General features: G+C 64.8%; 4 protein-coding genes. All 4 read right to left on the reverse strand.

All coding sequences use genetic code 11. The features are described 5' to 3' along the window. On the reverse strand, positions 1-2,702 hold a 2,702-nt coding region (locus K675_RS0112375; protein ID WP_017903834.1), incomplete at its 3' end, for a sarcosine oxidase subunit alpha family protein. Next, positions 2,699-3,034 (reverse strand): sarcosine oxidase subunit delta, encoded by a 336-nt coding sequence (locus tag K675_RS0112380; RefSeq protein ID WP_017903835.1) that lies wholly within the window; start codon positions 3,032-3,034, stop codon positions 2,699-2,701. The genes K675_RS0112375 and K675_RS0112380, both read right to left, overlap by 4 nt. A gap of 14 nt (positions 3,035-3,048) precedes the next feature. Continuing rightward, positions 3,049-4,299, reverse strand: coding sequence for a sarcosine oxidase subunit beta (locus K675_RS0112385; RefSeq protein WP_017903836.1), 1,251 nt, complete (start codon positions 4,297-4,299; stop codon positions 3,049-3,051). A gap of 23 nt (positions 4,300-4,322) precedes the next feature. After that, on the reverse strand, positions 4,323-5,576 hold the full coding sequence (locus K675_RS0112390; protein WP_017903837.1) for a serine hydroxymethyltransferase: 1,254 nt from the start codon (positions 5,574-5,576) through the stop codon (positions 4,323-4,325). Positions 5,577-5,880: the final 304 nt, after the last annotated feature.

A 5,880-nucleotide genomic window follows, 5' to 3' on the forward strand; every position in this document is an offset into this window, starting at 1 on the left:
CCCCCCCCCCCCCAGCCGATCCAGGAGAACGGCTTGGTACGGCCGACGCACCAGCCCATGTTCAGGTCGTCCGGGGTCATCGAGGCATCGGTGTCCTGGCCGACGATGATGAAGCCCTTCTCGGCCCGCAGCACGTGCATGGTTTCGGTGCCGTACGGGGTCAGGTTGTACTTCTTGCCCGCCTCGGCGATCTGCTCGAGGACACCCATGGCGTAGTCGGCCTGGATGTTGACCTCGTAGGACAGTTCACCGGTGAACGAAATCCGGAACACTCGCGCAGGTACGCCACCGACCAGGCCTTCCTTCCAGGTCATGAACGGGAACGCGTCCTTGTCCAGGTCGATGTCGGTGACTTCGCTGAGCAGCTTGCGGCTGTTGGGGCCGGACAGGGTCAGGGTCGCCCAGTGGTCGGTCACGGAGGTGAAGTACACCTTCAGTTCCGGCCATTCGGTCTGGTGGTACAGCTCCAGCCACTGCAGGACACGCGCCGCGCCGCCGGTGGTGGTGGTCATCAGGAAGTGGTTGTCGGCCAGACAGGCGGTCACGCCGTCGTCGAAGACCATGCCGTCTTCCTTGCACATCAGGCCATAACGGGCCTTGCCCACGTCGAGCTTGGTCCAGGCGTTGGTGTACACGCGGTTGAGGAACTCGCGGGCATCCGGGCCCTGGATGTCGATCTTGCCCAGGGTCGAGGCGTCGAGCAGGCCGACGCTGTCGCGCACGGCCTTGCACTCGCGCTTGATCGCGGCGTGCATGTCTTCGCCGGCACGCGGGAAGTACCAGGGACGCTTCCACTGGCCGACGTCCTCGAACTTGGCACCCTGCTTCACGTGCCAGGCGTGCAAGGCGGTGTAGCGCACCGGCTCGAAGATATGCCCGCAGTGACGACCGGCCACGGCGCCGAAGGTGATCGGCGTGTAGTTCGGACGGAACATGGTGGTGCCCATCTGCGGGATGGTCACGTTCAGCGATCGGGCGGCAATGGCCAGGCCGTTCACGTTACCCAGCTTGCCCTGGTCGGTACCGAAGCCCAGCGCGGTGTAGCGCTTGACGTGCTCGACCGACTCGAAGCCCTCGCGGGTCGCCAGTTCGATGGCGGCGGCGGTCACGTCGTTCTGCAGGTCGACGAACTGCTTCGGCGCACGCGAGGTGCCTTTTTCATGAGGGACCTGGAACAGCGCCAGGGTTGGCTCTTCCTGACGGGACAGGGCCTTGGGCAGTGCGCCTTCGACGGCCTTGAAGCCGGCTTCGCAGGCGGCACGCGCGCCGCCCTCGAAACCATCGGCCAGGGTATCGGCCAGGCTGTAGACGCCGTTCAGGCCACCGACGCACACGCGTTTCTGCGGTGCTTCACCGGCGACGAAACCGAGGATGTCTTCACGCCAGACCGGCTTGCCGCCCAGGTGCGAAGCCAGGTGCACCACCGGACTGTAGCCGCCGGAGCTGGCGATCAGGTCGCAGTCCAGCCATTCACCCGGGCTGGTCACCTTGTGCGCACGCACGTCGATCGCGGCGACGCGGGCCGCGGTCACGCGCTTGCTGCCGCGCGCCTCGATCACGGCACTGCCGGTGAGGATGCGAATGCCCTTGGCACGCGCCTCTTCCACCAGAGCCCCGCGTGGGTTGCTGCGGGCGTCGGCGATCGCCACCACTTGCAGGCTGGCGTCGAGCCAGTCCAGGGCAACGCGGTAGGCGTGGTCGTTGTTGGTGCTCAGCACCAGCTTCTTGCCCGGTGCCACGCCGTAGCGGCGGACATACACCGAGACGGCACCGGCGAGCATGTTGCCCGGCACGTCGTTGTTGCCGTAGACCAGCGGACGTTCGTGGGCACCGGTCGCCAGGACCACGCGCTTGGCGCGAACCCGGTGGATACGCTGGCGAACCTGGCCGATCGGGGCGCGGTCGCCGAGGTGGTCGGTCAGGCGCTCGTGGATGGTCAGGAAGTTGTGGTCGTGGTAGCCGTTGACGGTGGCGCGGGGCAGCAGCAGCACGTCCGGCAGCGCCTTCAGTTCGGCGATGACCGTGGCCACCCACTCGGCCGCCGGCTTGCCATCGAGGCTTTCGCGGGAGTCGAGCAGGCTGCCGCCGAACTCTTCCTGCTCGTCGGCGAGGATCACCCGCGCACCGCTGCGGGCAGCCGCCAGTGCGGCGGCCAGGCCCGCCGGGCCGGCACCGACGATCAGCACGTCGCAGTGCTGGTTCATGTTGTCGTAGGTATCAGGGTCGTTCTCGGTCGGCGAACGGCCCAGGCCAGCCGCCTTGCGGATGTACTTCTCGTAAGTCATCCAGAACGACTGCGGATACATGAAGGTCTTGTAGTAGAAGCCAGGAGGCATCAGCTTGCCGCCGACCTTGCCGAGGATACCCATCACGTCGTTGTTGACGCTCGGCCAGCCGTTGGTGCTGGTGGCGACCAGGCCCTGGTACAGCGCCTGCTGGGTGGCCCGCACGTTGGGGATCTGGGTGGCTTCGGTGGCGCCGATCTGCAGCACCGCGTTCGGCTCTTCGGCACCGGCGGCGAAAATGCCGCGTGGGCGGGAGTACTTGAAGCTGCGGCCGACGATGTCGACGCCGTTGGCCAGCAACGCGGCGGCCAGGGTGTCACCTTCGTAGCCCTTGTAGCTCTCACCGTTGAAGGTAAAGCTCAAGACTTTGTTGCGGTCGATACGACCACCGTTGGACAGGCGATTGACCTGGCTCATACCTTTTCTCCCACAGCCGCCTGGGGCGCTTTCGAACTTTCCGCCTGCTTGGCAGCGGTGAATTGAGGCTTCTCGCCGATCTTGTAGGTTTCCAGGATCTCGTAGGTCACCGTGTCACGGGTCACGTTGAAATACTGGCGGCACCCGGCGACGTGGTCCCAGAGTTCGTGGTGCAGCCCGCGCGGGTTGTCGCGGAAGAACATGTAGTCGCCCCACTGCTCGTCGGTGCAGGTGTTGGGGTCCAGCGGACGCGGGATGTGCGCCTGGCCGGAAGCGTGGAATTCCTCTTCGGAGCGCAGTTCGCCGCAATGAGGACAGAAGATATGCAACATGGGGATTTCTCCTGTTAGTGGGCGACCGCTGCTGCGCCATGTTCATCGATCAACGCACCGTTGTGGAAACGGTCGATGGAGAAAGGTGCGGCCAGTGGGTGCATTTCACCCTTGGCCAGGCTCGCGGCGAAAACGTTGCCCGAGCCCGGGGTGGCCTTGAAGCCGCCGGTGCCCCAACCGCAGTTGAAGAACATGTTCGGTACTGGCGTCTTGGAAATGATCGGGCAGGCGTCCGGAGTGGTGTCGACGATGCCGCCCCACTGGCGGTTCATGCGTACGCGCGACAGCACCGGGAACATCTCGACGATGGCCTGGATGGTGTGCTCGATCACCGGGTACGAACCGCGCTGGCCATAGCCGTTGTAGCCGTCGATACCGGCACCGATCACCAGGTCGCCCTTGTCGGACTGGCTGATGTAGCCGTGCACGGCGTTGGACATGATCACGCTGTCGATGATCGGCTTGATCGGTTCGGACACCAGCGCCTGCAGCGGGTGGGATTCGAGCGGCAGGCGAAAGCCGGCCAGTTTCGCCATGTGCCCGGAGTTACCGGCGGTGACCACGCCGACGCGCTTGGCGCCGATGAAGCCCTTGTTGGTTTCCACGCCGATGCACACGCCGTTTTCCTTGCGGAAGCCGATCACTTCGGTCTGCTGGATCAGGTCGACGCCCAGGGCGTCGGCACCGCGGGCGAAGCCCCAGGCCACGGCATCGTGACGGGCCACGCCGCCGCGACGCTGGACGGTGGCGCCCATGATCGGGTAGCGGGTGTTCTTCGAGCAGTCCAGGTACGGAATCTCGTCCGCCACCTGCTGGGCGTTGAGCAACTCGCCGTCGACGCCGTTGAGGCGGTTGGCGCTGACCCGACGCTCCGAATCACGGATGTCCTGCAGGGTGTGGCAGAGGTTGTAGACGCCACGCTGGGAGAACATCACGTTGTAGTTGAGGTCCTGGGAGAGGCCTTCCCACAGTTTCATCGCGTGTTCGTACAGGTGCGCCGACTCGTCCCACAGGTAGTTGGAACGCACGATGGTGGTGTTGCGGGCGGTGTTGCCGCCGCCCAGCCAGCCCTTCTCGACCACGGCCACGTTGGTGATGCCGTGTTCCTTGGCCAGGTAGTAGGCCGTAGCCAGGCCATGGCCGCCACCGCCGACGATAACCACGTCGTAGACCTTTTTCGGGGTGGGCGTGCGCCACATGCGCTGCCAGTTCTCATGGTGGCTGAGAGAATGCTTGAAGAGGCCGAAGCCCGAATAGCGTTGCATAGTCATTTACTCCAAAACCGCTCTCAGCGATAAACCGGGAAGTCCGCGCACAGGGCCGCCACATGCTTGGCGACATTCGCCTCGACGTCGGCATCGCCGAGGTTGTCGAGGATGTCGCAGATCCAGCCCGCCAGCTCGGTGCACTGGGCCACCTTGAAGCCGCGGGTGGTGACCGCCGGGGTGCCGATACGCAGGCCGGAGGTGACGAACGGCGATTGCGGATCGTTCGGCACGGCGTTCTTGTTCACGGTGATGTGGGCACGGCCCAGGGCGGCATCGGCGTCCTTGCCGGTCAGGCCCTGGCGAATCAGGCTGACCAGGAACAGGTGGTTATCGGTGCCGCCGGACACTACATCGTAGCCGCGTTTTACGAATACGCCGGCCATGGCCTGGGCGTTGTCGATCACCTGCTGCTGGTAGGCCTTGAAGCCAGGCTCCAGCGCTTCCTTGAAGCACACGGCCTTGGCGGCGATCACGTGCATCAGCGGGCCGCCCTGGGCGCCCGGGAACACTGCGGCGTTGAGTTTCTTCTCGATCTCTTCGTTGGCCTTGGCCAGGATCAGGCCACCACGCGGACCGCGCAGGGTCTTGTGGGTGGTGGTGGTGACCACATCGGCGAACGGGATCGGGTTCGGGTACAGGCCAGCGGCAACCAGGCCGGCCACGTGGGCCATGTCGACGAACAGCAGCGCACCGACCTTGTCGGCGATGGCGCGAAAACGTGGGAAATCGAGGGTTTTCGAGTAGGCGGAGAAACCGGCGACGATCATCTTCGGCTTGTGCTCGACCGCCAGGCGCTCGACCTCATCGTAGTCGATCAGGCCGGTATTGGTGTCGATCCCGTATTGAACGGCGTTGTACAGCTTGCCCGAGGACGACACCTTGGCGCCGTGGGTGAGGTGACCGCCATGGGCCAGGCTCATGCCCAGAATGGTATCGCCGGCCTGCAGCAGGGCCAGGTACACGGCGCCGTTGGCCGAGGAACCGGAGTGGGGCTGGACGTTGGCGTAGTCGGCACCGAACAGTTGCTTGGCGCGCTCGATGGCCAGGGCCTCGACCTTGTCCACGTGCTCGCAGCCGCCGTAGTAGCGCTTGCCCGGGTAGCCTTCGGCGTACTTGTTGGTCAGGCCGCTGCCCTGGGCCTGCATGACACGCTTGCTGGTGTAGTTTTCCGACGCGATCAGTTCGATGTGATCTTCCTGGCGCTGCTCTTCGGCATTCATGGCTGCCAACAGTGCATCATCGTAACCCTGGATCTGGTCTTGCTTGGTGAACATCGCGTCTCTCCCAGCGGCAGTGCGCCATTTCTTTTTTGGTGGGGCCCAGCCGTTCGGCGGTGCCCTTTGATAGCGATGGTATGACCGGCGCAGAGGCATCAAATGCCTACGCACGCCTTGCAAGGGTGCGTTTACGACATGCGATGGCGCGCAAGGATGGGCAAGCACGGACCTGTGGCGAGCGGGCTCGCCCGCGCTGGGGCGCGAAGCGGCCCTAAAACCTGGAAATTCGGTAGATCAGATAAACCGGGGTAGCCTGCTTTACGGCTGCTTTGCAGCCGAGCGCGGGCAAGCCCGCTCGCCA

Source organism: Pseudomonas fuscovaginae SE-1, from assembly GCF_000364705.1.
In the GTDB taxonomy this organism is placed as follows: Bacteria; Pseudomonadota; Gammaproteobacteria; order Pseudomonadales; family Pseudomonadaceae; genus Aquipseudomonas; species Aquipseudomonas fuscovaginae_A.